Raw genomic sequence first — 24,401 nt, forward strand, 5'->3', positions numbered from 1 at the left:
CGCGCAGATGGCGATCACCCCGCCCCGATAGCCGGCGCCTGGCCCGGCTCCACGAAATCCTGTCAATAGTCGCACTGCAAGTGATATGGGGTGGAAGCGAAGGCAGTTGCGCCCATTCAAGGGCTTTTGATCGAAGCGCGATGATATCGTGAACGCGGCCATCGCCAGACGAGGGGACGGAGGCCGAACATGCCGGCCTTGAGGCCGCCCGAGATCATTGAACGGCACGCGGCGTTGCACACGCCGAGCCCGGCGAAGGCGATGTAGACCACGTCAGCAATCACGGCAGTACCTCACCGTCCACTCGATTTCCGAACGGCAGCGGATTCCGAGATCGCGCAATGTGCGGTCGTCGAGCTCCCTCAAGGCGTCAACGGCCCTCCTGATCTCGCGCTCGCGGCGCAAATGCGACAGCAGAACCGTCAGCGTTTCACCGGCCGAGCGCAGCCAGCTCCAGCGCCGCCGCTCCGGCTGCGCGTCGAGCGGCACGAGGCGATCGAACTGGACGACATTGCCGCTGCTGCAGGGTCCGCGGCCACCGCCGTTCTGCACCGGTTTCGCTGATTCGTCGGCCTGGTACGCCTCCCAATCCCGCCGGGCCGCCAGGATTGCATCAACCGGCATGGCCGCGGACGGATGCAATGCGGCGCCATAGAGAGCAAACCCTTCCATGAAGGCATAGGCCACCGACCAGAACAGGTTGGCCTGCGCGTTCGGCACTGCAGCTTGCGGCGTCGGACGCGAGCGGGTCTGCGCGTAGCCCAACCTCGCGGTACGGTCAGGACCGAGACGAGCCATGCCGCGGCCTTCGGACCAAACGAGCCGCCTCCCGTCGGGCTCGGCGTCGTCCGGCCGAGCTGAACGGATCACACCGCGAGAATGCCGAGAATGCGTCTTCATCGTAAATCTCCCACACGCTGTTCGTGGGAGGCAATCTGCAGGCCGGGCGTTACAGCGAAATCACCGTCATCGGCAAAGGGGTTACAGTTGCAATCCTCTCGGCCACGCTTCTGTTCGCGCATGACCTTCTCGAAAAGCCGCTGCGCTGGCGCGGCCCTTCAGATCCGGATCTAGAACGGTTCTACGGGAACCGCGAAGACGTAGCCGACGCCGCGCTCGGTCTGGATGACGCGCGGCGCACTCGGGTCGGACTCCAGCTTGCGCCGCAGCCGCAGCACCTGAACGTCGATGCTGCGATCGAAGATGTCCTCGTGGATACGAGTCGCCTGAAGCAAATGCTCGCGGGTCAGCGGGCGTTGCGGCGCCTCGAGGAAGGCCAGCAACAGGGCATACTCCCCTTTGCTGAGCGGAACCGGCGTTTCGCTGGGATCGACGAGCTTGCGGCCACGGCGTTCCAGCTTCCATCCACCGAAGCGATAGCCTCCGCGCTCGGGATCGCGGGCGCGCGCGGCCCGGCCCATCTCCTGTCGCCGCAACACCGCCCGGACACGCGCGAGCAGCTCCCGCAAGGAGAACGGCTTGATGATATAGTCGTCGGCGCCGAGCTCGAGCCCGACGATGCGGTCGATCTCGTCCGGACGATGGCCGGTCGTGATGATGACGGGCACGTCGGAATGCGAACGGATTTCCCGGAGCAGGTCCAGACCGTCCTCTTGACCGAGGCGGAGGTCGAGAATGATCAGGCTGGGCTGACTGGCTTCCAGATAGTGATTGAGTTCAGACCTGCTGGACGCCGCCCTGGTCGGGACATTGTGCTCCTCCAGATATCTGATCACCATCTGTCGCAAGGTGGAATCGTCGTCGACGACGACGATGTGGCCAACATCTGCAAGCATACTTCTCTCTCAAATCTGCCGTCACCAACAGAGTCGCATCTTAAGATTTGCAATCACTCGAATGGTACAGGGACTGCCAAAACTTCGCTGTGCGCGACGGCGTCCATAGCCTGCTGATGACGCCGTAACCCGGTATTTCTGCGGCCAAATGCGCCGGATATCGCAGACGTGAAGCATTGTGATCCTAGCTAATGCTACTTTTGAGCGATTCCAGTCTCCGCGCCTGCATGACTGTTCGCCGGTGACGAAGGGACTGTTCGGCGGTGACGACGGGCCGCGTCGCTGAGGGCTGTGACGGCGTGTGTCTTCCCGGGCGCGCGGCGTCGGCTGCAGCCGAGCGCCGTGCCCTCGCGTGTTCAGCGTGCACATGAGTCGCGACCGTGCAGCCGGGTGAGAGCGGCGGCACGCATCATTCGCCGGGATGCGTCAGGAGCGGGTCAGACCCACGAGATAAAGATAGATCGCAGCGAGCTCGTCGTCGTCCATCCGCCCGATCGGCCGCCATGGCATTTGCTCGTCGAGCCGATGTCCGTTCGGATCGACGCCCGTCCGCATGGTGGCGATGAACTGTGCCTGGCTCCAGTCCTTGACGACAGCAAGATCGGGTCCGAGCGGCGGCAATTGTCCGGGTATGCCGCCTGCGAGATCCTTGCCATGACATTCCCGGCAATCCTGATAGGACAGCAGATACCTGCCATAACGAGCCGTCGGCCCCTTCGGCGGCGCGACGATCACACCGGTGAACACCGGCTTGGCATCCGGCAACAGTCCCGCACCCAGCATCGCAAGGCCCAGCAGGCTGAAGCGATCCTGAGGCTCGGGCGTCTGTTCACCGCCCGCGGGCAAGCTGCGGATATAGGCGATCACGGCCTTGGTGTCCTCGTCACTGAGCCGGCCGGCATTGGTGAAGGACATAATTGCGAGCCATCGTCCGCGCGCGTCGACGCCATTACGGATGGCGCGAAAGATCTCGCCGTCGGACCAGTGCTTCAATGCGCCGGCGGGTGTCAAATTCGCGGGCACGAAGGAGCCGATGGGAAGCGGAAGATCCTTGCCGACGTCGCCGCCACCGGACAGCACGCCGCTGTTCGAGTGACATCCGGCGCAGAAGCTGTCGGCGACCGCCCTGCCGCGGGCAATTCGCTCCGGCGTGGCCTCGACCTTGAGATCGGGGGCCGGCGCGGAGCGCGAATGTTGCCTGACGATGCCCGCTGCCGTCAGCGCACTCGCGCCGGACAGCGCGACGGCCGGCATCGCCGCCAGAATCACCCCGCACCACTTCAACAGGGAGTTCTTCGTCTGCCAGGCGCGAACGCCCGACCAGACCAGGAGCACAACGACAGCGACCATTGCAGCCAGGGCGACAATATTCTGCATGGCGTTCTCCTCAAAAAATGCTGCCTCAACGAATTCTGCGCGATCAATTCGCGCGATATCCCGACCGTCGATAATCATCTTCTGGAACCGCCGCCGAGTGCCCGCGGCGCGCCAAACGGCGCCTTGCCGGATTACGAGCGCGGCATTACCGCTCCGTTTCACGAGCGACCGCTCGCGCTACAACTGTAACGCTTGCGCGACGGCACCATTCCGGCCGCGCGACGGCGGCCTTGGCCGCGCCACGATGCGTTGCCGCCGTAACCATTTGGGGGCCATCGGAAGCCTCGATGTAACGGCGATCCCCTCAATTGCCTCTGCTTAATCGAGCGGCCGCCCTGTTGGCGACCGAGCATCGATCATCAAGAGGTCATCTCCCATGAAGATTCTTATCGCTTCGACGCCTGCGACGGGTCATCTCAATCCGATGCTGGCGATCACGCAGGTCCTCGTCGGCGAAGGTCACGAGGTTGCCTTCATGACGGGCACCGCCTTTCGTGCCCGCGTCGAGGCCAGCGGCGTCAAGTTCTTTCCGCTTCCCGAGGGGGCGGATTTCGATCCGAACGACGTTTTCGCTCTGGTCCCCGAGCTCAAGTCCATCCCGCCGGGGCTCGAGTGGTTCCGCATTGCTTGCGAGCGCTTTTTCGTCGACGCCGTCCCCGCCCAGCACGAGGGCCTGCTACAGGCGCTGCGGCAATTTCCCGCCGACATCATCGTCGGCGACGACATGCTGTTCGGCGTGTTGCCGATGCTGCTCGGACCGCGCTCGCAGCGGCCGCCGATCGCGCTCTGCGGGACCTCGTTCCTGCATTGGGCGCGTGAGGACGGCGCGCCGAATTTCCTCGGCCTACCGCCGGCGACGACCCCCGAGCAGCGCGATCAATACGCCGCCAAGGCGCGGGAATTTGACGCGGCGGTCGATCAGCCCGTGTCGCTGCGCCTGAACCGGGCCCTGAAGACCCTCGGCGTCGGACCGATATCGATGCCGCTATTCCATTCGGTGGTCGCGCTCGCGGATGCCTATCTGCAATTGTCCGTGCCGAGCTTCGAATTCCCCCGCGAGATCCCCTCGTCCGTGCATTTCGTCGGCACGCCTCCGATCATTGCCAATCAGGTCCCGCCGCCGCCATGGGCCGAGGACCTCGACGGTTCGCGCAAGGTCGTGCTGGTGACGCAGGGAACGGTGGCCAACCACAATTTCAACCTGCTGGTCGCGCCGACGCTGGCTGCTCTCGCCGACGAGCCCGACATCCTGGTGGTCGCGACCGCGGGCGGCCGTCCGGTCAACGCCATCCCCGGCAAGGTCCCGTCGAACGCGCGCATCGCCCGCTATCTGCCGTTCGAATGGCTGCTGCCGCACGTCGACGTGCTCGTCACCAATGGCGGCTATGGCAGCGTCAACCAGGCCATGAGCTTCGGCATCCCGCTGGTCACGGCGGGACTGACCGAAGACAAGGCCGACGTCAACGCGCGGGTCGCATGGTCCGGCGTCGGCATCGATCTCGGGACCAACGAGCCGACGCCGGAAGCCATACGCAATGCGGTGCGGGCGGTGCTCGACCAGCCGCGCTATCAGCTACGCGCGACGCAGATCGCCGACGAATTCGCCGAGATCGATACGCGGGTGGAGATCGTCCGGATCATCAGCGAGCTCGTGACCGACGAGACCGAGGTCTCACGCCTGCGAGCGACCGCTGCGAGCCAGGGGCGGCGTGCCGGCCGGCGCGCCTGATCGCTGCCGCTTGAGAAAATGATGGAGCGCGGCACGACCGCGCTCCATCCCCTCGTGAAATTTCGCAACAGACCTTCGGATTCTTGTCCATGCGGATCGAACCAGACTCCTTTGCATTCACGGTGCTGCTCGGCGCGCTCGCGGCCGTACCGTATTCCGGCATCGATATCAACCTGCCGGCACTGGCAGCCACCGGCGCCACGCTGGGCACGAGCGCCTCGGACGTCGGATTGACGATGAGCGCCTTCATGCTCAGCCTCGCCACGGCGCCGCTGGTCTACGGACCGGTCTCCGACCGCCTCGGCCGCAAGCCGGTCCTGGCATTCGGCCTCGCACTGTTCGTCGCCGCCAGCATCAGCTGCGCGCTTGCCACCTCGCTGCCGCTTCTGCTGGTGTGCCGCTTCTTCCAGGGGATCGGGGCCGCCGCAACCGCAACGACATTCGCCATCATTCGCGATCTGTTCGACGGCGACGCCGCGCGCGGCAAGATCGCCAACGTCATGGTCGCGGTCAACGTCGCAACCGTGATCGCGCCGACGGCCGGCGCTGCCCTGCTGGCGGCGGCCGACTGGCGATCGATCTATGCGACCCAGGCCGCGATCGGCCTGATGCTGCTGCTGGTGGTGATGTTTCGCTTCGCCGAGACCGCGCCCGAGACCACGCGCTTGGCTCCTTCCGCGCGCCTCGTGCGCTCCGCGGTGACCGACAGTTACCGGCGGGTGCTGACGCATCCGGTTTCGTTGCCTTTCATCCTGGTCGGCGCCGCGGGCGGCGCGACGGTGTTTGCCTATGTCACCGGCGCCTCGCTGTTCTTCGTCGGCGCGGTCGGGCTTTCGCCCGAGCAATACGGCCTGATCTTCAGTGCCTGCTCGGCCTCCGTGATGGCCGGCGCCTTCCTCGACGGCCAGCTTGGCCGGCGCGGGATATCCTCCAGCCACATGCTCGCGACCGGGCTGACGCTGTCGTCAGCGGCCAGCGTCGCCCTGCTCGCGATGACATCGACGGGCTGGATGCCCACGGCGCTGGTCGTCGTGCTGCTGATGGCGGTGGCGCTCGGCTTCGGACTGAGCGTGCCGAACGTGATGAGCGCGACGATGCAGCACCTCCCCGACATCGCCGGCGCCGTCAGCGCGGCTGCCGGGAGCATTCAACTGATCGCAGGCGCCATATCGAGCGGACTGGTGGCGACGCGTTTCGACGGCCGGACCGCGCTGTCGATGACGGCGGTCATGGCTGCGTCGTCGCTCCTCGCCCTCGGCCTCTATTTTCTGGTCGCACGTCCCGCCGACCGTCGCCTCCAATCGCGGACGATCGATGCCGGCGCTGCGATCCGCAGCCCGACGCGCTCCTGAGGCGCGGTCGATCTGGCGGCGCGCTGGCGTCGAACCGACGCAAGCTCAGGAGATCTCGCGCGGCAGCTTCCAGTCCAGGCGCGGCGCGCAGGTCTCCTCCACCCGCGCGACGTGATATCCCTCGGGCAGAAGCCGGCCCCCCTCCTCGTCGGCGACCGGAACATCCGTCACCAGTCCCTCGATCAACGCTGCTTCCCATACCTCTTTCTCGGTGGCAAACGGAGCGCCGATCTGCTTGCTGCCTTCGAACAGCGCGTACATGGCTGTCAATCCCGTCTTGATGAGGCGGAGGCCAATCCTCCATCATACCGAAAGCAACGTATCGTCCGCACCGACGTTCCTTCCCGGGAGCGCGGGCCCGTCCTTCCCGCGCAAACGGTGGCACGTGGAATATGGCTCGCATCCTGATCGGCACTTCCGGCTGGCACTACGATTCCTGGCGAGGCCCGTTCTTTCCGGACGGCTTGCCGCTGAAGCAGCAGCTTCACTACTACGCCGGACAGTTCGCGACGACTGAGCTGAACGGCGTGTTCTATCGCACACCGACACCGGAAGCGGTGAAAGCGTGGCGCGAGCAGACGGGGCGCGACTTCGTCTTCGCCTGGAAGGCGTCGAAGTTCATCACGCACTGGAAGCGCCTGTCCGACCGCTCGGCCAACAGCCTCGAGCTGTTGGAGGACCGCATTTCACTGCTGCGCGGCAAGGCAGGACCGATCCTGTTCCAGCTGCCGCCGCAATTCGAGGCGAACGCCAGCCGCCTCGCCTCCTTCCTCAAGCTGCTGCCAGACCGGCGTCGATACAGCTTCGAATTCCGTCATCCGAGCTGGTACCAGCCGCGCATCCTGCGGATGCTGGCTGACGAGAATATCGCGCTTTGCCTGTCAGACCATCACGATGCGCCGGCGCCCTGGAAACGCACGGCGGACTTCGTCTATGTGCGTGGCCACGGACCAAGCGGGCGCTATCACGGCCACTATTCCGGCGCGACACTCGCGCAATGGGCGCGGCGGATCGAATCCTGGAAGCGGCAGGGTTGCGACGTCTATGTCTATTTCGACAACGACCAGAAGAGCGCGGCTCCGGCCGATGCCCAGAAGCTCAAGGCCCTGCTTTGACGCGCGTCATTTCGGGTTTGGGCTCACGAGGCCGGCGCCGGGCTCCTCGAGCCGTCCGTTCCGCGCCAGTCGGACGGCGTTGCCGAGCGCGCGTGCCACATTCAATACCTCCTGCTGAAACCCGTGGTCCTCGTCGAGATCGCGGTGGGACGTCGCGTATTGCTCCATGTAGCCGACGTAGCCGTCGAATTCCGCGAAACGACCGGCCGAGATCAGCTGCATGTCGGTGAGCCAATCGGACAATGTCCGGCGCACGCCCTCGGCTCCCACGGTGTCGCCGTGGACGACGAGGCCGAAATGGCGGCCGGCGAGATGACGGGGATAGGACCAGCCCTTCAGCTCGATGGCCTTGGCTTCAGCGGCCTTCTTGCCGTGCGTTGAGGTCGGATCCGGATTGCCGCCGTCGGCACAGACGAGACGGTCCATCATCGCCTTGAGGCCGCCCGGGACATGATACCAGTTCACCGGCGTCACGATCAGGATGCCGTGCGCGGCGACCCAGAGCGGGTAGATCTCGTTCATCCAGTCGCTGGTCTGGCCCAGCGAATAGTTCGGATAGCAACTGCACGGCCAATGGCAGAGCGGCATGGCGGTCGAGACGCAGGACTTGCAGGGGTGAATGGTCTTTCCGAACTCCGAGGTCAGGCGCGAGAGATCCAGGATGTCGACCGCATAACCCATCTCCGCGAAGACGGGCTCGGCCAGCTTGACCAGGCGCCAGGTCTTTGACATCTCGCCGGGACAGGTGTGCTCGCTGCGGGCCGAGCCGTTGACGATGAGGATGCGCGGCGCGGCGCGGGCATCGTCGTGCCGCCGCTGCGCCTCCAGGATCGCGGCGCGCGTCGCAAGCCAGTCCATGGCAAGCTCGTAATCGGGATCGGCGAAGCCCGCGCCCGCCTTCCGCGTCACCGGCGCCTTGCGCGAGTGGCTGTAGGCATCCCAGGCGGCATCGACGATGGCATCGAGCTCGCGTTGCAGCGGCAAAAAGACGGGATCGACGAACTGGCTCCTGTATCGCCGCTCGAACGCCTCACGCGACAGCTTGACGGGCGGCATGCCCTTGCGAACGTCCGGTGCCGTCATGCTCGCTCCTCGATAAGCCCGTGCAATCCAATCAACCAGAGCTCGCGCGCGCGGTTCCTCGGTCCGTCCCGGTTGGAACCTGCCGGGATTCAACGTCGAGGAGCAATCAGGACATTCCTATTCGCGCCAAAACTCTGCCAGTTCGTCTGCGGTCACCAGATCGACCTGGCCGTGAAAGCGAGTGCGGTACATCGTCATGAGCGCATCGTGGCCGACGTCGGACGAGCTGCACAACGCGTCCTCGACGATGACCACCCTGAAGCCGAGATCGACGGCGCTGAGGACCGTCGAGAGAACGCAGACGTCGGTCTCGGCACCCGATATCACCACCGTGCCGACGCCTCTTTCGATCAGCAGGCTTGCCAGAGCCGGGTTGCTGAACGCCGAATAGGCCGGCTTGTCGACGATGCGAACCGGAGGAACGTAGCGCGCCAGCTCCGGCACCAGATCGAGCGCCGACGGCGCAAGACGCCTGCGGGTCGCCTCGCGCCAGCGCTGAAAATAAGCCTGCCACTGGCCGGGACGGTCTTCCGGGTCCTGCGGCGTGATGAAGCGCGTGAAGATCGTTCTCGCCTGATAGCGCGAGACGATCGCCGCGATGGTCGGCAGAACCCGCTCCATCCACGGCGTTTCCCAAAGGCCGCCAGGCGCGAAGATGTTTTGCATGTCGATGCAGAGGTGAACCGCGTCCCGTATCGGGGTCTTTGGCGACTTTGCGTCAGTCATCGGCTCCTTACCCGGATGGTCCTCGGATTCTCAAGATCGGCTCGGTCGGAGACCAAAATCCTCACGCGCCGTGTAGGTTACGGCTTCGATCTTGTTGCCATCGAGATCGCGCACGAAGGCTGCGTAGTAATTCGCGTTGTATTGTTCACGAATGCCCGGGCCTCCCTCGTCACCTCCGCCGTTTGCCACGGCCGTTCGGTGGAAACGCCTTACGGTCTCCCGGTCGGGTGCCTGGAAGGCGATATGAACGCCGTTTCCCGCACTGGCAGGCTCACCGTCCACCGGCGTTTCGAGACTGAAGACGATGTCGGACGCGCCATAGTGAACGGCGCGATCCGAGGATTTGAGAACCCGCAAGCCGATCAATGCCATCAATGGATCATAAAACGCGCGCGCCCGATGCACGTCGTTCGTTCCAACGGACACGTGATGGATCATCCGCTCATTCCCCGTCAGAGGAGCGCCCTGGTCTGGTTGTCTCCAGACGGTGAGCGGGAGCAGCGTCGCCGCCCCCGCCGTTTCGAAACCGCCGACCTAGCAGTCCTTGTCGGCAGAGCCGACCGTCGTCTTCGACTGTTCGGCCGCTGTCGGCTGACTTTGCATCTGGCGCTGGGCGTCCTGCGACGAGGTCGCCGTGTTCTCGGTGGCCTTGTTCATGGCCGAGGTCGGGGGATGCTCCTTGGCGTCCGACGAAGCGGTGCCGGTGGTTTCACTCGCCTGCCCGGTCGTAACCGGTCCCGAACCGGCATCACGATTGGCGGCAGTGTTGCAGGGACCGGCCCATGCGATGGTCGAACTGACGGCCAGCACCGCTCCCACCAGCATTGATCTCATAAGCATGACAACCTCCTTGTCGTTGCGACGGCTAGTGCTCGGCGGAGCCGGGTTCCGCCATCTTGCGATGTTGTTTCACGAGCGTTTCCGCAGCCGTGTGTTCCGCAGGCCCGGCGTTCAGCAATACGAACGGCAGGCGCTCGCCGGCGTTCCAAAGCGGGGCGCGGTTACTGCAATGCAGCCCAAGGGACGCGATACGCCGCCGTCACCGATGCAACTCGTCATCTGCATCTGCGGCGGCGGCTCGCTCTGAAGCGCGATCGGGTCAGTTGATCGACTTCGAAGGCTATTTGGGCGTGGGAACTCGGACGCTTCCGGCCGACACATACCCGCCCGCAACGATACGGCTGAAAAGCCAGAGGACGACGGGGCAAGCCAGGAGCGCGAGGGCGCCGAAGTCTAGCGCGGCGCTCGCGGAGCCGAATGATGTGGAGAGCTTCCCCCCGATCGCCGGTCCGGCCAGCATGCCGGCGTAGAAGACCGTGTAGAATATCCCCATTCCGATCGACCGCGCCTTCTGGTCGAGTACGCGCGCAGGCAGGCTCATGATCGGCCCGGCGGGCAGGCCGCAAAGGATGCCAAGAGCAATGACGATGGCAAGCACCATGCCGCTTCGCGACAGAAAAAGTGTCAGGAGCGCGAAGGCGAGACAGCCCGTCACGAGGATCGCCTCGCCGCGCTTGGTCCGATCGGCGAGGAATCCGCCCAACGGAACCGAGAGGGCAGCAAGCCAGAGCACGAGACTGATGGTTGATCCGGCTGCGGCGCCGGACCAGCCCTGCTCAACGAGCAGCGACGGGCCGAAGCTGAAGATCATCGCAAAGCCGATGTTATAGAGGCACCAGATCAAGCCCGCGGCAACCACGGCGCAGATCGTCTTGGCGGTCAGGCTGCCGCGCTCGCCTTCCGCCGCGATGGTCGCATCAGGCGCGCGATAAACCAGAGCGATGAGGCCAAGCCCGATCAGAACCACCCCGGCGACGGCCAAATTGACGGCATGGAGCCCGAGCGCGGCGCCGATGGCTGGCAGAAGCATCAGAGAGAGCGCGATGCCGGTCGGCCACGAGTTGATGAAAATGGCCATCGCGGTGGCGATTTCCCGACCGGCGAACCAGTCCGCGACCATCTTGGTCATCAGAACGTTCAGGAGAACACCGCCGATGCCGGCCATCAGCCGGCCCGCAATCTGCACGCTCCATGACGTTGACGCAGTCATCAGCAGTTCGCCGGCCAGCATCATCAGGAGTCCAGCGAGGACAGTCACCTTGTCGCCATAGCGACGGCCGATCGCGCCGCCAGGCAGCGCAAGCGCGGTGCCCGGCGCAAAATAGAGTCCGATCAGAACGCCGATATCGGCCAAGCTCGCGCCGAGGCTCTGGCTGAGCTGCGGCGCGACGGCGGCGACGCTCTGAAACTGAAAGGCGATGGTGGCACGCGCGACGAACAGAGCAGCAAGAATGGTCCAGCGGCTTCGCATTAGGGGTCGCTCCGATACCATCAATTATGTCGTCGGCGGGATATTCTGGTTCAAGCGGAAGACATCGGCCGGATCGTCCCAGATCGCGACCGGAAAGCAATCGAACGCCGCATCGCGGTTTGCATAAGGCGAACTGGACGCCGGCACTCGAGATAGGGAACGGTTGCAAGGCGCGTCACGACAGGCGAGCCGAACTCGACGATCGGTGCGCTATAGAGGTCGCATGCGAGCGCACGCCAGCCCAGGACGGTGGAGGAACGACTGGGCGCCCAAGAGCTTGGGTTGCTGGATATGCCGAAGGAGGATGAGATGGACAGTGAAGAGGCCTTGGCAAAAGTGAAGGACGTGTCGGAAAGTGTGCGCGAGACCGCCCGCACGGTGCGGCAGAGCCTGGAAGCAGGGCAGCCGCCCGGCCAGGCTGTTGCCTTTCTGCGCGATGTGGTGCGCGAGGCTCCACTACCATCGTTGCTCGTCGCCTTCATGCTGGGCTGCCTGATCGCGCGGCGTTAGCCGGGAATATCCCGGTCGATCGCAAGATCGTCGAGCAGGGGCGAAGAGCCTCCGGCAATCAATGTGGCCAGCAGTTCCGCCGCGAGAAAGCTGAAGGTGATGCCGTTGCCGCCATAACCAAAGGCGGCGAAGATATTCTTGCAGCCAGGTACCGTGCCGATCAGTGGCAAGCCGTCATGCGTAGTGTCGAAGGCGCCGGACCAGCTGAAGGCCACGTGATCGGATGCATGCGGCCACAGCAATTTCAGATAAGTCCTGAGCGCTCTCACCTTTGCGGGCGTCGCCTCATCACGAGCCGCAGGCTCGATAAGCGCATGATCATCCTCGCCACCAAGGATGATGCGGCCATCAGCCGTTGTCCGCGCATAATGATAGTTTCGGCTCGCCTCCCAGATCAGCGCCTGTTCGGGCCACAGATTGCCTGGTTGCCGTCGGGTCGCGATGGCCCAGCTGGAAGTCGGCTGCTGGGCCGTGGGCTTCACAAATTCCGGCATGACATAGCCGGTCGCCAGCACCACGTGACGCGCGTCGATCGAATGCCCGCTCTCCAGGCCGACGGTGATACCCGAGACCGCGCTATCGTAGGCAACTGCGTTGGCCTTCAGAAGACGGGCGCCGCGTTGCAAAGAGACGTCAAGCAGGCCACGCGTGAGCCAAACCGGGTCGGCATCGGCCGCGTCCCTTGACAAAAGGGCGCCCGCCCGCGCGATTCCGAAGCGCCTCTGCAGCGCGCCATGATCAAGATAGAGGGACGGCAGATCGGCACGGCTCCTCATCGCGTATTCATCCCGAACAAGCTTCGGACTGTCATCGACGGCAAGATAGAGCGAAAGGCGTGGCCGCATCTGGCAGGCAATTCCATGATGGGCAATCAGGCAGACTAGTCCTTGCGCGGCATGGTGGCTGGCCCGATAGCAGCGAATTGCCTTCCCGAGGCCATAGACCTGCGCGAGTTCGAACAGCGGACGGTCGATTTCCCAGAGCAGCATGGCGGTACTCGCGACCGTGCTGCCGAGGCCCGGTATCTCGCGATCGATGATGACGACCTGGCGTCCCTCGCGAGTCAGGCGCTCGGCCACCAGCGCGCCGGTTATGCCGGCGCCGATGACCAGAATCTCGCAACGAAAGCTGTCGGCGACAGGCTCGATCGGCGGTGGCGGCAGCCCGGCCCACGGCGGGCGCGGGCTGCGCAGATCATCCTGCTCGATGTCTTCGTCCTTAAAGATAGATCGCTCCCAAGCCTAAACAGATCCCGCTAGACCTTCACCGGGCGCAACGCCGACACGGCCGGCGCGTTGATCGGCTGTCCGTTGGGCGCGAAGATCGAGCCGTGGCACGGGCAGTCCCAGCAGCTCTCAAAGCTGTTCCAGTGCAGATGGCAGCCGATATGCGTGCAGCTTGCCGCATGCAGATGCAGCTCGCCAGCCTTGTCCTTGTAGGCGGCGATTTTCTCAAGACCGTGACGCAGGATGGCGCCCTCACCCGCCTTCAGCTCCTCAAGCGATGCGATTTCACCAGGCGCCACGTACTCGGCGAGGTTCTGCAGGATGATCAGGTTCTCGCGAAGGAAGTTCCGGGCGGCCGCGAGGGGCTTGCGATCGGGCGCATAGACCGACTTCCAGGGATGATCTTCACCAAGAATGAGGGCCGTGTTCAGCATGGCCCCCATCACACCATGGGTCAGACCCTGACCGGAATCGCCCATCGCGAGATAGACCTTTTCACCGCCGGGCTCGCGGCCGATGAAGCCGGCGTAGTCGATCGTATCGAGCACCTGGCCCGACCAGCTGTGCGTGACTTTGCCGAGCGCCGGGATCAACTCGCGGGCCCAGCTCTCCAGCCTGGCAAAGCGCTCCTCGGCGTCATTAGCCTCGCCGCTCTTGTGATCTTCACCGCCAACAAGAACGAAATCCTGATCGTCTGGGCCGGTTTGCAGCCGCACATAGTGATAGGGATCTTCGGTGTCCCAGTAGAGTGCGTCTGGAAGCTCACCCCGCGCAATCGCAAAGGCAAGCACGTAGGTACGGTAGGGCGCAACCTTGGTATGCAATTGGAAGCGGTCGGCAATGGATGCGTTGGTCGCGATCACGGCATGGCCCGCCGTGATTTGCCCGTGTGCGGTCCGCAACGTAACGGCGCCGTCCCGCTCGACAACGTCTTCGACCGGACTGTTGGCAAAGAAGCGGACGCCGTTCGTCTCGCATACCGCAGCAATTCCCGCGAGGTACTTCAGCGGATGGAAGGTCGCTTGCCGGGGATAACGAAGCACATGGCGGCTCTCGCATCCCCTGAGGGGCACGCCGACCAGCCGATGAACCGGCGCGCCCGCTTCCTGCACGGCTTCCAGCTCCTGGTCGATGATGTCGGCGGGCATGCTGTTGCCCTGAAAGAGGTAGCCATCAAGTCGCCGGAAGTCGCACGCGATCTTCCCGCTCGCCTGGATGGCCTCGATCCGGTCGACGGCGGCGGCCTGACTTTCGTAGAATAGTTTGGCGGCATCGGCGCCCCGCAGCTTTCGAAACTCGCTCATCAGATCGTCGCAGAGCGGCGCCAAATGCGCAGACGTACGTGCCGTCATGCCGCTCGCGATGCCCTTGCGATCGATGACGATGACCGACCGGCCGCGTTTACAAAGCTCGTAGGCGGTCGAGAGCCCGGCGATGCCTGAGCCAACCACAGCCACATCGCAATGGGCCTCGCCTTTGAGCTCGCCCGCCTCCGGCAAAATCTCCGTATCCATCCATAGCGAGGTGCTGACCATCCTGAACTCCGCGCAATGAGGCAAACGCCCATTTGGTGCCGCAGTTCCTCCTTCGATGGGAAGCCGGCGCCATGCGCCTTTCGCAAATGGACAGGCAACGTGGCGATCCAGCCTCTGCGGCCGGACCGCGGCGACAGCGGCGAGGAACAAAGCCCGATCGGGGTCGTTCCATCGCTTTGAACGCGAGGAGCGATGTCATGGGACTATTCACAAAGGACATCAAGTCGATGGATGATCTGCTGCTGCATGGCTTGCAGGACATCTATTATGCCGAGCAGCAGATCCTCAAGGCATTGCCGAAAATGATCGACAAGGCCACCAACCGGGATCTGGTTACGGGTCTCAAGAACCATCTCGAAGAGACGAACAAGCAGGTCGAGCGTCTCGAAAAAGCCTTTGAGAAACTGGGCCAGTCGCCGAGCGGCACGCAATGCCCGGCCATCGACGGCCTCATCAAGGAAGCGGACGAGACGGCCGGCGAGATCGAAGACAAGGCGGTGCTTGATGCAGCGATCGTCGCCAACGCGCAGGCCGTCGAACATTACGAGATCTGCCGCTATGGCACGCTGATCGCCTGGGCGGAAGAGCTTGGCCACGACGATATCGTGCGCTTCCTGAACACGAACCTGAACGAAGAGAAGGCGGCGAACACGAAGCTCAACACGGTGGCGTTGCGCAAGGGCGTCAACAAGAAGGCCTCCACCGCCGCGTGATTGCCACCTGCGGGTCTGGCGGACGATTCCGCCAGACGCGCTTCCTCTCGGTACCCCAATGCGTAGGCGACTGCCGCCATGACCAATCTGACAAAACTGCCGAGCTGGGCCGACGAAGACAATATCTTTGCTGTCGTCGAGACGCCACGCGGCAGCTCGTGCAAGCTCGATTTCGATCCCAAGCTCGGTGTCTTTGCCCTGGCGAAGCCGCTCATGGCGGGACTGACCTATCCCTACGATTGGGGCTTCGTTCCCTCGACCAAGGCCGATGATGGTGACCCGCTGGATGTGCTGATCCTGCATGATGCGCAGACTTATCCGGGAGTGGTGCTGCGCTGTCGCCCCGTTGGCATTCTCGAAGTCGAGCAGAAGAAAAAGGGCAAGAAAGAGCGAAACGACCGCATTTTTGCGGTGCCCGACCGATCACCGCTCGAAACCAACCTCAAGGATATCCGCGATCTCCCTTCTCATGCGCGCGATGATCTCGAACAGTTTTTTCAGGCAACGAACGCGCTGGAGAACAAGGAGCTGAAATTTCTCGGTTGGCATGGGCCCAGCCGAACGACCAAGGCCATCAAAAGGCTGGCCCGCTGAAGTCGAACTAGAACTTCACTCATCGCGTTGTGACCGCGACACTTGCCGCGAGCGATCCTCGGACGCGTCTGTGGCATATCGTCCTGGGAGCTTTGGATCCCGCCGCACTGGACGAGCTGCTTGGAAAAGCGACCCAGGCGAAGCGGAGTCCCAACACCATCACTGACCCGGCGCGACTGAAGAAGGCGATCGCGCTTGCGCGTCAACGAGGCTAGGCTTTGGGCGATCAGGAATTCGAAGAGGGAGTACGCTCGTCGCCGTTCCCCTGTTTGACCGAAACGGGAAAATCGTTGCCGCGATGAAGGTGGTGGCGCCGACCAGTCGCGCGTCGATCGAAGACCTCCAGCGACGCTTCTTGCCGGTCTTGCAGCGCGCCGCGGAGAAGGCCCACGACGTTCTTCGCGTTCGCATGTGAGCCACCTGGCAACCCGCAAGGCTCATGCGCCAAACGAACTGCCATTTCCAAACGCGTTGATCCAGCGGGAGCAGAGCTGCTTCGAAAACGAACTCAGCAACTTAACTGCTGGCTGGGGCGGGAGGGATCGAACCTCCGAATGGCGGAATCAAAATCCGCTGCCTTACCGCTTGGCTACGCCCCAACAGGCGACCTCCTCGGGGCGGCGGAAGAACTGGCTACCGCAGATTCCCTTGGGTCGCAGCCGGTCTATAGGGTGCGGCACGGCATTTCAACCGCCTGGAGGGGCAAAATACCACAGCGTCCGGGGTGGGCGGCGCCATACTCTATTATAGGTCCGGGTGGAGGCCCTGTTCCGAGCCCAGCGCGTCCTGGCGTCCGGCCAGTTGAGACCGCCGGCTTTTCATGGGAATACCGCCGCCAAGACCTGTCTCCGGGGAGTGAACCATGACCTACCGCGCACCGATCTCTGACATGCTGCTGTCGCTCAACCATGGCGCCGGCCTGAAGGCGGCGGTCGACGCCGGCCATTACGGCGATTTCGACGCCGACATTGCCGCCGCGGTGCTGGAGGAAGCCGGCAAATTCGCGACCGACGTGCTGGCGCCGCTCAACAAGGTCGGTGACGAGCACGGCATCAAGCTGGATGCCGGCAAGGTCACGACCGCGCCGGGCTGGCCCGATGCCTACAAGCGCTGGACCGAGGGCGGCTGGAATGCGGTCTCCGGCCCCGAGGATTTCGGCGGCCAAGGCCTACCGATCGCGATCAACGCCGCCTGTACCGAGATCTGGAGCGCCGCCAACGTCGCCTTCGGCCTTTGCCCGCTGCTGACGGCATCGGCGATCGAGGCCCTCGATGCCCACGGCAGCAATGAGCTGAAAAACATCTATCTCGAAAAGCTCGTCTCCGGCGAATGGACCGGCACCATGCAGCTGACCGAGCCGCAGGCCGGCTCCGATGTCGGCGCGCTGCGCACCCGCGCCGAAAAGCAGGCCGATGGCACCTATCGCATCAAGGGGACGAAGATCTTCATCACCTATGGCGAGCACGACATGACCGACAACATCGTGCATTTCGTGCTGGCGCGACTGCCCGACGCACCCGCGGGCACCAAGGGGATCTCGCTCTTCCTCGTGCCGAAGTTCTTGGTGAACGCCGACGGCTCGCTCGGCAAGCGCAACGACATCTTCGCCAGCGGTGTCGAGCACAAGCTCGGCATGCACGCCTCGCCCACCTGCACCATGACCATGGGCGATCATGGCGGCGCGATCGGCTTTTTGATCGGCGAAGAGAACCAGGGCATGCGCTGCATGTTCACGATGATGAACCAGGCGCGCCTCGGCGTCGGTCTGGAGGGCGTCGGCGTTGCCGACCGCGCCTATCAGCAGGCGCTGTCCTACGCGCAGGAGCGCAAGCAGGGCCGCGCCGTCGGCAAGAAGGGCGAAGGCTCGGACGCGATCTTCGTCCATCCCGACGTCAAGCGCATGCTGATGCGGATGCGGGCGCAGACGGCTGCCGCGCGCACCATCTGCTATGCGACCGCGGTTGCCATGGATATCTCGACGCGCGCCAAGGACCCCAAGGTGCGTGCCGATGCGGCCGCGCGCGCGGCGCTGCTGACGCCGATGGCCAAGGGCTACTCCACCGACATCGGCAACGAGGTCGCTTATCTCGGCGTGCAGGTGCATGGCGGCATGGGCTTCATCGAAGAGACCGGCGCGGCCCAGCACTATCGCGACGCGCGCATCACTGCGATCTATGAGGGCACCAACGGCATCCAGGCGATCGACCTGGTCACGCGCAAGCTGGCGGCCAATGGCGGCGCTGCGGTGTGGGCGCTGCTCGATGAGCTCTCGGCAACCGTCAAGCAGGTCGAAGCCTCCAACGATCCCGCCTTCGGCACCACGGGCGCAAAACTGCGCGAGGCGCTGGAGGCCTTGACACGCACCAGCAAATGGCTGCTGGAGCGCGTCACCTCGGCACCGAACGAGGCGCTGGCCGGCGCGACGCCTTACTTGCAGCAGTTCGGCGTGACGCTCGGCGGCTGCATGCTGGCCTCCGAAGCGCTCGCCGCAAAGGGCGACGGCCTTGCCGATGCGCCGCGCTACGTCTCACTCGCGCGTTTCTTCGCCGAGAACATCAGTGTGCAGGCCGGCGCGCTCGAGCGCACCGTGACGGAGAGCGCGGAGTCGGTCGCGGCGGCGGACGCGGTGCTGCTGGGGTAAGTGGACGCTCCCACAAACGGTATCGTCCCGGCCCCGTGCGCAATTGCGCACCAGGCCGGGACGACAACGGAATATTTGGCGCGCACTTCGCCAACTCTCAACTTTCGGACATACCTCGCTGCGCCGCGCTCTGCCCCGGCCGCCACAGCACGACAGCCGCCGCGACGAGATCCAACACCACGCACATCGCAAACGCCGTCGTATAATTGCCGGTGAAACTGCGCACGAGCCCGACGGTACCGGGGCCGAAGGCGCTGACGACGCCGCTGATCGAGGTGCCCAGGCCCATCGCGGCGGCGAAGGCGGCAGATCCGATCTCGCGTTGAATGATCAGGGGCGGGAACGTGATCATGTTGCCGATCGAGAAGCCGTAAACGGCGCAGCATGCCAGCAGCACGGTCGGATTGGTGCTTTGAAGAAGCACGAAGAGCGCGGCGGCCTGGCTCGTCATCGACGCCGCGCAGGCGAGCCGCGGATCGACCCGGTCGACGAATAGGCCGAGCGACAAGCGCCCGACCACCGCCATCGCGGCCATGATGGTCACCGCAAAGCCAGCACTGGCGCGACCGATCAGCGGTTCGAGGAACGTCACCTGGTGGATGATGAATCCCATCTGCGCCAGCACCGCGATCGCGATCGGCAGCACCATGGTCCAGAACGCCGCATTGGCGAGCAGCGCCTTGCGCGATTGAGCCGGCGCGGCTGCGTCAGCACCGGACGGTCGCCCAACCGATGCCAGCGAGGTCCCGGCCGGCCAACCGATGAAGCTGATCACCACCGGCAGCACCAGGGCCACCATGACGATCGTTGCCGCCAGCATAGCCGAACGGAAACCGATGCTGCCGGTCAGCGACAGCAGCAGCGGAACGAGGATGATACCGCCGCAGGTTGCCCCGTTGAAGGCGAGGCTGAGCGCGAGGCCGCGGCGCCGGTCGAACCAGGAATTCAGCAGGGTGGCGATCACCACGGTGCCCATGCCGGTCCAGCCGACCGACATCAGCGCATAAGCGAGATAAAGCTGCCAGGGCGCCTGCATCAGCGCCAGCAGCACCGTCGATGCACCCAGCGCGGACAGCCCGGACAGGATCTGCGCGCGCAGCCCGATGCGGTTGAGCAGATCGTCGGTGAAAATGACGAGGACGGAGGTCAGGAGAAACGAGAAGGTGCTGGCCGCAGAGACCAGCGTGCCAGGCCAGCCATGGGCGCGCTGTAGCTCGGCGAGATAGACGCCCTGGCCGTAGAGGCCGAAGCCGAACATGAAGAAGGCCATCAGGAAGCAGGCCAGCACGACGCGCCAGCCGCGATAATGCAGCGAAGATTCGTCAACGCCTGTTGCGGCAATCATCAATCGAGCAATCGGTCAAATGGAAACGACTGGAGTGACGATCGTGCCTCACAACCACTGGTTTTTCAAACAAAACATTGTAGCCATTTGTTGCAATGCGCAATGGAGCGTGCAAGACAGCACAACCGGCGATCTGGCGCGATGCGGTTCCTGGACGGAAGAGAGTGACGGAAGGGAGGTATGACAGCGGTGTCATCCGCCGGGCTCACGGAATCGCTTTCGAAAAGGTCGCGCGGGCGGATTGGCAGGCCTGCAAGATGATGTAGGCTGATGTTTGCGAGACTCGCCACAGTCCAAGCGTCGCGGCGAGCCCAGGGGGTCTTTATGGCGAATGGTAACATCGTCGTCACCGAAGAGCGTGGAACGCGCGTGATCACGCTGCGCCGCCCCGGCAAGAAGAATGCGATCACGCAAGACATGTATCGGGAGATGAGCCGCGCCATCGATACCGCGCAGAACAATCCCGACATCCGCTGCATGATCATCACCGGCGGCTCCGGCGTGTTCACCGCCGGCGACGATATCGACGATTTTCTCCACGCCGACACGGCGCGTCCGGAGACGCTGTCGAACGGCGCCAAATTTCTCTACTCGCTCGCCCTCAACACCAAGCCGATCATCGCCGCCGTGGACGGCGCGTCGATCGGCGTAGGCACGGTGATGCTGTTTCATTGCGACTACGTGCTCGCCTCGACAGCCGCGACGTTCTCGGCGCCCTACATCAAGCTGGGCCTCGTGCCGGTCGGCGCGTCCAGCCTCCTGATGCCGAACACGATGGGATACCAGCGTGCCTTCGGGATGCTGGTGATGGGGCGAACCTTCACCGCTGCAGAGGCCGAAGCCGCAGGCTTCGTCAACACCGTGGTCTCGCCGGGACACACCGAGGTCGAGGCGCGCAAGGTTGCGCGCGAGATCTGCCGGCTGCCGGCCGAGGCGGTCGCGACCTCGCGCAAATTGCTGCGCACCCCGCCGGAAGAGCTGACCCGTCGCATCGACCAGGAGGCGCATCTGTTCGGCGAGCGGTTGAAATCGGACGATGCCGTGGCTGCGTTCAACGCCTTTGCAAACAGGAAGAAGCGGTAGCAATTCGTCATTCCGGGACGCGACGAAAGTCGCGAGCTATGATGCGCAATTGCGCATCTGAGAATCCATTGGGCGGCAGAGTTCGTGGATGAATGGATTCCGGGCTCGCGTTGCGCGCGCCCCGGAATGACGGCGAGAACTTCGTGAAATCTTCGCGCGGAGCGACTAATCTGGTTCCATGCAATACCGATCCATCCTTGCCGCACTCGCGCTGACCTGCGCCCTGCCCGCCTTCGCCCAGACTGCCGCCCCCGTCGAGCTGCGCATTCTCGCGATCAACGATTTCCACGGCAATCTGCGGCCGCCGCCGGGCGGCATCCGCATCAATGACCCCGAGGACAAGGCCAGGAAGGTGATGGTGGCGGCCGGCGGCGCCGAATACATGGCGACGCTGGTCAAGCAGCTGCGCGAAGGGCACAAGAACACGATCTTCGTTGCCGCCGGCGATTTGATCGGGGCGAGCCCGTTCCTGTCCGCGATGTTCCACGACGAACCCTCGATCGAGTCGCTTTCGATGATGGGGCTTGCGATCACCTCGGTCGGCAATCACGAATTCGACGAGGGCAAGACCGAGCTGTTGCGCATGCAGAACGGCGGCTGCCATCCGGTCGACGGCTGCCAGGGGCCACATCCCTTCACCGGCGCCAAATTCCACTATCTCGCGGCCTCCACAGTGGAGACGGCAACCGGCAAGACCGTGCTGCCGCCTTACGAGATCAGGGAGTTCGAGGGCATCCCCGTCGCCTTCATCGGACTGACCTTGAAGGAGACCGCGGGCATCGTCTCGCCATCAGGCATTGCCGGGCTCGAATTCCGAGACGAGGCCGAGACGGTGAATGCGCTGGTGCCGCAGCTGAAGGCGCGCGGCGTCGAGGCGATCGTGGTGCTGATCCACCAGGGCGGTGAGCCCTCGGGCGATTACAACGAATGCCCCGCCATTACCGGGCCCATCGTCGATATCGTCAAGAAATTCGACCGCGCCGTCGACGTCGTCGTCAGCGGCCACACCCACCGCGCCTATGTCTGCGATATCGACGGGCGTCTCGTCACCAGCGGCGACAAATACGGCACGCTGGTCACGGCGATCGACCTCAAGCTCGATCCAGCGAGCCGCGACATTGTCAGTGCGAGGGCCGAGAACGTCATCGTCGCCAATGCCTCGCTCGCGAAGGATCCGGAACAGACCGCGCTGATCGAGGCCTATGACAGGCTTTCGGCGCCGATCGCCAACCGGCCGGCCGGATCGGTCACGCAGACGTTGTCACGCGTTCCGAACGAGGCCGGTGAAAGCGCGCTCGGCGATATCATCGCGGATGCGCAGCTCGCAGCGACGAGGGCAGCGCAGGATGGCGGCGCCGTCATCGCGCTCACCAATCCCGGCGGCATCCGCACCGATATCGCCCCGAAGGAGAACGGCGCCATATCGTTCGGCGATGTCTTCGCCAGCCAGCCGTTCCGCAACCGCCTCGTCACCATGACGCTGACCGGCACTCAGCTCAAGGACATGCTGGAACAACAATGGCTCGATCCGAAGCGGCCGCGGATCCTGCAGGTCTCGAACGGATTCAGCTACACTTGGGACAGCGCGAAGCCGTTCGGCGAGCGCGTGATGGCGGAGAAGATGACGCTCAACGGCAGGCCGATCGAGCCTGGAAGCGGCTACCGCGTCACCCTCAACGATTACCTCGCCGTCGGCGGCGACGGTTTCACGGTCGCCAAGCAGGGCACGGGGCCGCAATATGGCGGCTACGACGCCGACGCGCTGTTCGCGTTTTTCCGGGCGCACGGGCCGATCGGCCCGCTGCCTCCGACTCGTATCCTGCGCGTGAATTGATCCGGATCAAACGGGCCGGAACGGGACAACCCTTTGCCATTCCCGGTGAAGCGCATAGATTGGGTTTGGCATTGCGTTTTGGCGCCGGATGCGTCAAGCGACGTCAAGAGCCCGCATCCCATGAGGCCGACCTGATGAGCACGCTTCTCCTCTCCCACAAGGCCTGCCTCGACCACGTCACGCCGCCGGGACATCCCGAACGGCCGGACCGCCTGCGTGCGGTGGAGGAAGCGCTGTCGCACGAGCGTTTCCAGTTTCTCGTTCGCGACCAGGCGCCGGAAGGCGATCTCGACCTCGTCACGCTGTGCCACAACGAACACTACGTCACCGAGCTGCGCCACATCGCGCCGACCAGCGGCCAGGTCTATATCGACGGTGACACCTCGATGTCGCCGGGCACGTGGGAGGCCGTGATGCGCGGCGTCGGCGGCGCGGTAGCGGCGACCGAAGCGGTGATGAATGGCGAGCATCGCAACGCCTTCGTCGCGGTGCGCCCGCCCGGCCATCACGCCGAGATCGGCAAGCCGATGGGCTTCTGCTTCTTCGACAATGTCGCGATCGCCGCGCGCCACGCGCAGCGCAAATACGGCATCAAGCGCGCGGCGATCGTTGATTTCGACGTGCATCACGGTAACGGCACGCAGGACATCTTCTGGTCGGACCCGACCGTGATGTACTGCTCGACGCATCAGATGCCGCTGTTTCCGGGCACCGGCGCGAAGGGCGAGCGCGGCGACCACGACACCATCGTCAACGCGCCGCTGGCGTCAGAAGACGGCGGCCCCGAATTCCGCTCCGCATTCGAGAATCTGATCCTGCCGCAGCTCGAAAAATTCAGCCCCGAGCTTCTCATCATCTCGGCCGGTTTCGATGCGCATTACCGCGACCCGCTGGCATCGCTGAACCTACGCGCCGAGGACTACGCCTGGGTGACGCGCAAGCTGATGGACCTCGCCGACAAGTCCGCCGGAGGCCGCGTTGTCTCTGTGCTCGAGGGCGGCTATGACCTGCAAGGACTGAAAGAATCTGTTACGGCGCATGTCGGCGCCCTGATGGGCGCTTGAAGCATTCGCCACATTAAGCCCGCAAAACCCGCCTTCACTGAGGGCTAAGCGAATCGGGCGATCGGAAACGGATATGGCCGAAAATACCCAAATCGACGTCTCCAGGCTCACCTTCGAGCGCGCGATCGAGGAACTCGAAACGATCGTGAAGCGGCTCGAGGACGGCAAGGTGCCGCTCGAGGAATCCGTAACGATCTACGAGCGCGGCGAGGCCTTGAAGCGCCGCTGCGAGGAACTGTTGCGCCAGGCCGAGGCGCGCGTGGATAAGATCACCACCGACGCCAGCGGCCAGCCCACCGGAACCGCACCGCTGGACGTCCAGTAAGGCCGACGGACAGGTCCCTGTTCCCGGCATTTGAAGCCTGCA

General features: G+C 64.2%; 25 protein-coding genes and 1 tRNA gene. 13 read left to right on the plus strand and 13 right to left on the minus strand.

Going from position 1 to position 24,401, the window contains the following annotated elements; all coding sequences use genetic code 11:
- Positions 1 to 273 precede the first annotated feature (273 nt).
- From A5906_RS12715 to A5906_RS12725, 3 genes are all read right to left on the minus strand, one after another.
- The gene (locus tag A5906_RS12715) at positions 274 to 720 is read right to left on the minus strand and encodes a DUF1127 domain-containing protein (RefSeq protein ID WP_167523686.1); all 447 of its coding nucleotides are present in this window, start codon (positions 718 to 720) and stop codon (positions 274 to 276) included.
- Positions 721 to 1,070: 350 nt separating this feature from the next.
- Positions 1,071 to 1,796 carry a response regulator gene (locus A5906_RS12720; protein ID WP_080135555.1) on the minus strand — a complete coding sequence of 242 codons (726 nt, stop codon included), beginning with the start codon at positions 1,794 to 1,796 and terminating at the stop codon, positions 1,071 to 1,073.
- A gap of 426 nt (positions 1,797 to 2,222) precedes the next feature.
- Positions 2,223 to 3,173, minus strand: coding sequence for a c-type cytochrome (locus A5906_RS12725; protein ID WP_167523684.1), 951 nt, complete (start codon positions 3,171 to 3,173; stop codon positions 2,223 to 2,225).
- Between the two features lie 376 nt (positions 3,174 to 3,549).
- Between A5906_RS12725 and A5906_RS12730 the strand changes: the two genes are divergently transcribed.
- Positions 3,550 to 4,902, plus strand: coding sequence for a glycosyltransferase (locus A5906_RS12730; protein WP_080135557.1), 1,353 nt, complete (start codon positions 3,550 to 3,552; stop codon positions 4,900 to 4,902).
- Positions 4,903 to 4,991: 89 nt separating this feature from the next.
- Complete coding sequence (locus tag A5906_RS12735; RefSeq protein WP_080135558.1) at positions 4,992 to 6,254, plus strand: multidrug effflux MFS transporter; 1,263 nt, start codon at positions 4,992 to 4,994, stop codon at positions 6,252 to 6,254.
- Between the two features lie 45 nt (positions 6,255 to 6,299).
- Here the strand turns inward: A5906_RS12735 and A5906_RS12740 are convergent, their stop codons facing one another.
- Positions 6,300 to 6,515 carry a hypothetical protein gene (locus A5906_RS12740; RefSeq protein ID WP_080135559.1) on the minus strand — a complete coding sequence of 72 codons (216 nt, stop codon included), beginning with the start codon at positions 6,513 to 6,515 and terminating at the stop codon, positions 6,300 to 6,302.
- A 131-nt stretch (positions 6,516 to 6,646) separates the two neighbouring features.
- Here A5906_RS12740 and A5906_RS12745 point away from each other — a divergent pair, with 131 nt between their 5' ends.
- Complete coding sequence (locus A5906_RS12745) at positions 6,647 to 7,369, plus strand: DUF72 domain-containing protein (protein WP_080135560.1); 723 nt, start codon at positions 6,647 to 6,649, stop codon at positions 7,367 to 7,369.
- Between the two features lie 6 nt (positions 7,370 to 7,375).
- On the opposite strand, the gene A5906_RS12750 is transcribed toward A5906_RS12745, so the two are convergent.
- The 4 genes from A5906_RS12750 to A5906_RS12765 form a co-directional block, all read right to left on the minus strand.
- Complete coding sequence (locus tag A5906_RS12750; RefSeq protein ID WP_080135561.1) at positions 7,376 to 8,452, minus strand: flavodoxin family protein; 1,077 nt, start codon at positions 8,450 to 8,452, stop codon at positions 7,376 to 7,378.
- Between the two features lie 117 nt (positions 8,453 to 8,569).
- Positions 8,570 to 9,178: a cysteine hydrolase family protein gene (locus A5906_RS12755; protein WP_080135562.1), complete on the minus strand. Its 609-nt coding sequence runs from the start codon at positions 9,176 to 9,178 to the stop codon at positions 8,570 to 8,572.
- Between the two features lie 30 nt (positions 9,179 to 9,208).
- The gene (locus tag A5906_RS12760; RefSeq protein WP_080135563.1) at positions 9,209 to 9,616 is read right to left on the minus strand and encodes a VOC family protein; all 408 of its coding nucleotides are present in this window, start codon (positions 9,614 to 9,616) and stop codon (positions 9,209 to 9,211) included.
- Between the two features lie 96 nt (positions 9,617 to 9,712).
- Positions 9,713 to 10,018: a hypothetical protein gene (locus A5906_RS12765; protein ID WP_080135564.1), complete on the minus strand. Its 306-nt coding sequence runs from the start codon at positions 10,016 to 10,018 to the stop codon at positions 9,713 to 9,715.
- Between A5906_RS12765 and A5906_RS12770 the strand changes: the two genes are divergently transcribed.
- The gene (locus A5906_RS12770) at positions 10,017 to 10,265 is read left to right on the plus strand and encodes a hypothetical protein (RefSeq protein ID WP_136615188.1); all 249 of its coding nucleotides are present in this window, start codon (positions 10,017 to 10,019) and stop codon (positions 10,263 to 10,265) included. The genes A5906_RS12765 and A5906_RS12770 overlap by 2 nt on opposite strands.
- A gap of 33 nt (positions 10,266 to 10,298) precedes the next feature.
- Here the strand turns inward: A5906_RS12770 and A5906_RS12775 are convergent, their stop codons facing one another.
- The gene (locus A5906_RS12775) at positions 10,299 to 11,510 is read right to left on the minus strand and encodes an MFS transporter (protein ID WP_347337601.1); all 1,212 of its coding nucleotides are present in this window, start codon (positions 11,508 to 11,510) and stop codon (positions 10,299 to 10,301) included.
- Between the two features lie 288 nt (positions 11,511 to 11,798).
- Between A5906_RS12775 and A5906_RS12780 the strand changes: the two genes are divergently transcribed.
- Positions 11,799 to 11,999 carry a hypothetical protein gene (locus A5906_RS12780; protein WP_080135704.1) on the plus strand — a complete coding sequence of 67 codons (201 nt, stop codon included), beginning with the start codon at positions 11,799 to 11,801 and terminating at the stop codon, positions 11,997 to 11,999.
- Here the strand turns inward: A5906_RS12780 and A5906_RS12785 are convergent.
- Together A5906_RS12785 and A5906_RS12790 are read right to left on the minus strand one after the other, a co-directional pair.
- Positions 11,996 to 13,081 carry an NAD(P)/FAD-dependent oxidoreductase gene (locus A5906_RS12785; RefSeq protein ID WP_245326725.1) on the minus strand — a complete coding sequence of 362 codons (1,086 nt, stop codon included), beginning with the start codon at positions 13,079 to 13,081 and terminating at the stop codon, positions 11,996 to 11,998. The genes A5906_RS12780 and A5906_RS12785 overlap by 4 nt on opposite strands.
- Before the next feature lie 173 nt (positions 13,082 to 13,254).
- On the minus strand, positions 13,255 to 14,760 hold the full coding sequence (locus A5906_RS12790; protein WP_080135568.1) for an FAD-dependent oxidoreductase: 1,506 nt from the start codon (positions 14,758 to 14,760) through the stop codon (positions 13,255 to 13,257).
- A 197-nt stretch (positions 14,761 to 14,957) separates the two neighbouring features.
- Here A5906_RS12790 and A5906_RS12795 point away from each other — a divergent pair, with 197 nt between their 5' ends.
- From A5906_RS12795 to A5906_RS46355, 3 genes are all read left to right on the plus strand, one after another.
- Complete coding sequence (locus tag A5906_RS12795) at positions 14,958 to 15,473, plus strand: YciE/YciF ferroxidase family protein (RefSeq protein WP_080135569.1); 516 nt, start codon at positions 14,958 to 14,960, stop codon at positions 15,471 to 15,473.
- A gap of 78 nt (positions 15,474 to 15,551) precedes the next feature.
- Positions 15,552 to 16,067, plus strand: a complete 516-nt coding sequence (locus tag A5906_RS12800) for an inorganic diphosphatase (protein WP_080135570.1) — start codon at positions 15,552 to 15,554, stop codon at positions 16,065 to 16,067.
- A gap of 232 nt (positions 16,068 to 16,299) precedes the next feature.
- Complete coding sequence (locus A5906_RS46355; protein WP_080135571.1) at positions 16,300 to 16,482, plus strand: IclR family transcriptional regulator domain-containing protein; 183 nt, start codon at positions 16,300 to 16,302, stop codon at positions 16,480 to 16,482.
- Between the two features lie 109 nt (positions 16,483 to 16,591).
- Here A5906_RS46355 and A5906_RS12810 read toward each other — a convergent pair.
- Positions 16,592 to 16,666: transfer RNA gene (locus A5906_RS12810), tRNA-Gln, on the minus strand.
- 263 nt (positions 16,667 to 16,929) lie between these two features.
- Here A5906_RS12810 and A5906_RS12815 point away from each other — a divergent pair.
- Complete coding sequence (locus A5906_RS12815) at positions 16,930 to 18,708, plus strand: acyl-CoA dehydrogenase family protein (protein ID WP_080135572.1); 1,779 nt, start codon at positions 16,930 to 16,932, stop codon at positions 18,706 to 18,708.
- A gap of 97 nt (positions 18,709 to 18,805) precedes the next feature.
- Here A5906_RS12815 and A5906_RS12820 read toward each other — a convergent pair whose 3' ends face one another.
- Positions 18,806 to 20,053: an MFS transporter gene (locus A5906_RS12820; protein ID WP_080135573.1), complete on the minus strand. Its 1,248-nt coding sequence runs from the start codon at positions 20,051 to 20,053 to the stop codon at positions 18,806 to 18,808.
- A 324-nt stretch (positions 20,054 to 20,377) separates the two neighbouring features.
- On the opposite strand from A5906_RS12820, the gene A5906_RS12825 reads away from it, so the two are divergent.
- The 4 genes from A5906_RS12825 (at position 20,378) to A5906_RS12840 (ending at position 24,359) form a co-directional block, all read left to right on the plus strand.
- Positions 20,378 to 21,136, plus strand: a complete 759-nt coding sequence (locus A5906_RS12825) for an enoyl-CoA hydratase-related protein (protein WP_080135574.1) — start codon at positions 20,378 to 20,380, stop codon at positions 21,134 to 21,136.
- Between the two features lie 178 nt (positions 21,137 to 21,314).
- Positions 21,315 to 22,970: a bifunctional metallophosphatase/5'-nucleotidase gene (locus A5906_RS12830; RefSeq protein ID WP_080135575.1), complete on the plus strand. Its 1,656-nt coding sequence runs from the start codon at positions 21,315 to 21,317 to the stop codon at positions 22,968 to 22,970.
- Between the two features lie 134 nt (positions 22,971 to 23,104).
- Positions 23,105 to 24,034: a histone deacetylase family protein gene (locus tag A5906_RS12835; protein WP_080135576.1), complete on the plus strand. Its 930-nt coding sequence runs from the start codon at positions 23,105 to 23,107 to the stop codon at positions 24,032 to 24,034.
- A 73-nt stretch (positions 24,035 to 24,107) separates the two neighbouring features.
- Entirely contained in the window at positions 24,108 to 24,359 is a 252-nt protein-coding gene (locus A5906_RS12840) for an exodeoxyribonuclease VII small subunit (protein ID WP_018648646.1), read from the plus strand.
- The last annotated feature ends 42 nt before the right edge of the window (positions 24,360 to 24,401 follow it).

Source organism: Bradyrhizobium sacchari (assembly GCF_002068095.1).
GTDB lineage: Bacteria > Pseudomonadota > Alphaproteobacteria > Rhizobiales > Xanthobacteraceae > Bradyrhizobium > Bradyrhizobium sacchari.

Coding starts and splice junctions, on each gene's coding strand:
- A5906_RS12720 (WP_080135555.1), bottom strand. CDS start 1,796: ATGCTTGCAGATGTTGGCCACATCGTCGTCGTCGACGACGATTCCACC.
- A5906_RS12725 (WP_167523684.1), bottom strand. CDS start 3,173: ATGCAGAATATTGTCGCCCTGGCTGCAATGGTCGCTGTCGTTGTGCTC.
- A5906_RS12730 (WP_080135557.1), top strand. CDS start 3,550: ATGAAGATTCTTATCGCTTCGACGCCTGCGACGGGTCATCTCAATCCG.
- A5906_RS12735 (WP_080135558.1), top strand. CDS start 4,992: ATGCGGATCGAACCAGACTCCTTTGCATTCACGGTGCTGCTCGGCGCG.
- A5906_RS12740 (WP_080135559.1), bottom strand. CDS start 6,515: ATGTACGCGCTGTTCGAAGGCAGCAAGCAGATCGGCGCTCCGTTTGCC.
- A5906_RS12745 (WP_080135560.1), top strand. CDS start 6,647: ATGGCTCGCATCCTGATCGGCACTTCCGGCTGGCACTACGATTCCTGG.
- A5906_RS12750 (WP_080135561.1), bottom strand. CDS start 8,452: ATGACGGCACCGGACGTTCGCAAGGGCATGCCGCCCGTCAAGCTGTCG.
- A5906_RS12755 (WP_080135562.1), bottom strand. CDS start 9,178: ATGACTGACGCAAAGTCGCCAAAGACCCCGATACGGGACGCGGTTCAC.
- A5906_RS12760 (WP_080135563.1), bottom strand. CDS start 9,616: ATGATCCATCACGTGTCCGTTGGAACGAACGACGTGCATCGGGCGCGC.
- A5906_RS12770 (WP_136615188.1), top strand. CDS start 10,017: ATGACAACCTCCTTGTCGTTGCGACGGCTAGTGCTCGGCGGAGCCGGG.
- A5906_RS12765 (WP_080135564.1), bottom strand. CDS start 10,018: ATGCTTATGAGATCAATGCTGGTGGGAGCGGTGCTGGCCGTCAGTTCG.
- A5906_RS12775 (WP_347337601.1), bottom strand. CDS start 11,510: ATGGTATCGGAGCGACCCCTAATGCGAAGCCGCTGGACCATTCTTGCT.
- A5906_RS12780 (WP_080135704.1), top strand. CDS start 11,799: ATGGACAGTGAAGAGGCCTTGGCAAAAGTGAAGGACGTGTCGGAAAGT.
- A5906_RS12790 (WP_080135568.1), bottom strand. CDS start 14,760: ATGGTCAGCACCTCGCTATGGATGGATACGGAGATTTTGCCGGAGGCG.
- A5906_RS12795 (WP_080135569.1), top strand. CDS start 14,958: ATGGGACTATTCACAAAGGACATCAAGTCGATGGATGATCTGCTGCTG.
- A5906_RS12800 (WP_080135570.1), top strand. CDS start 15,552: ATGACCAATCTGACAAAACTGCCGAGCTGGGCCGACGAAGACAATATC.
- A5906_RS12815 (WP_080135572.1), top strand. CDS start 16,930: ATGACCTACCGCGCACCGATCTCTGACATGCTGCTGTCGCTCAACCAT.
- A5906_RS12820 (WP_080135573.1), bottom strand. CDS start 20,053: ATGATTGCCGCAACAGGCGTTGACGAATCTTCGCTGCATTATCGCGGC.
- A5906_RS12825 (WP_080135574.1), top strand. CDS start 20,378: ATGGCGAATGGTAACATCGTCGTCACCGAAGAGCGTGGAACGCGCGTG.
- A5906_RS12830 (WP_080135575.1), top strand. CDS start 21,315: ATGCAATACCGATCCATCCTTGCCGCACTCGCGCTGACCTGCGCCCTG.
- A5906_RS12835 (WP_080135576.1), top strand. CDS start 23,105: ATGAGCACGCTTCTCCTCTCCCACAAGGCCTGCCTCGACCACGTCACG.
- A5906_RS12840 (WP_018648646.1), top strand. CDS start 24,108: ATGGCCGAAAATACCCAAATCGACGTCTCCAGGCTCACCTTCGAGCGC.